Source organism: Streptomyces sp. NPDC060198, assembly GCF_042728415.1.
In the GTDB taxonomy this organism is placed as follows: Bacteria; Actinomycetota; Actinomycetes; order Streptomycetales; family Streptomycetaceae; genus Streptomyces.
Genome location: NZ_JBHWZJ010000689.1, coordinates 1 through 1,179 on the forward strand (window position 1 = coordinate 1; position 1,179 = coordinate 1,179).

Consider the following 1,179-nt stretch of genomic DNA (forward strand, 5'->3'; position numbering starts at 1 on the left):
GTTGCCGTTGCTGTTCTGGATGTCGGTGTCGGTGTCGCCGATGAGGGTGGCGAGGAGTTCGAGGTGGCGTGGGCGTAGTTGGGCTTGGGGGAGTGCGTCGGGTGAGGGTTGGTGGTAGTTGCCGAGGAGGCTGCCCTTGATGTCGGGGCGGTGGGGGACGGTTTCATCCTGGTATTCGTCGCGCAGGCCGAGTTGGTGGCCGAGTTCGTGGGCGTAGTCGACGGGGTTGGCGTCGTGGTGCCAGTTGTTCTGGTCCATGACTGTGTCCTGGCCGACGAGGTCGACGGTCAGGTGGGGTGTGGTGCCGGGCGGGGCGGGTTCGACGGTGATGTGGAGCAGGTCGCCGCCGGGGAGACGGTGGCCGGGAGCGTTGTAGTACTCCTCGACTCCCTGCCTGAGCTTGTTCCACGCCGCAGTGCTGTTGCCGCCGTTGAAGCCGATGGTGATGGTGAGGTCGGTGACGGTGTCGTCGTCGTGCCGGATGCGGCGGACGTCGAAGCGGGAGGGAACGCTGAAGCGGGGAGTGCGGTCCAGCCGCATCCGGGGTCGCGTGACAGGCCCGGCGTCGGGGGGAGTGGGCCGCGTCTCCGTGAGTGCGAGGTCCACCTCCCGGAGGGCGTCCGAGAGTACAGCCGTATGCCTCTCCCACTCCACTCGCAGAGAAGCCTCTTCCAGCGGATCGGTGGCCGTGTCGATTCTCTGCTGGAGGTCGTCGGCGCGCAGGCCGGCAGCTTCCAGGGCCGACTCCGCAGCACGCAGGCGTGCCCGGGCCGCGATCTCCCTCTCGCTCAATGGATCGTCGGTGCTCGACGGTTCGTCGGTAGACGCTGTCGCGGTGTCCCTCAGTGGTGACTGTCCGACCGTTCGCGTTCCGGGCCGGGGTGCTCGGGCGGAGACGGTCCGGGGCGGGGTGGGTGTGATGGGCAGGACGGGTGGGGTGTTGGTGCCGTGGTAGGTGATGGGCGCGCCTTCGCCCAGCGCGAGGAACTCGTTTTCTCCTTCGCCCAGGAGGAGTGAGCGGTCGGGAGTGGTGTCGGCGCGGCTCTGGAGGTAGGTGCCGAACACATGGTGCAGCGGTACCTTCTGTGATGTCACCCAGAATGGTCCGAGGGTGTGGCTGCTTTCGTCGGTGGGGTCTTTGTAGGGCGTGAGAAGGCTGTAGGACTCGGCGGGGCCGCG

1 protein-coding gene is annotated in these 1,179 nt (G+C 67.6%); it reads right to left on the reverse strand.

Translation table 11 applies throughout. From position 1 onward, the window contains the following. A partial coding sequence (locus tag ACFWEP_RS34755; protein WP_387376311.1) for a hypothetical protein occupies nucleotides 1–1,095 on the reverse strand: 1,095 nt, incomplete at its 3' end. Between the last annotated feature and the right edge of the window lie 84 nt (nucleotides 1,096–1,179).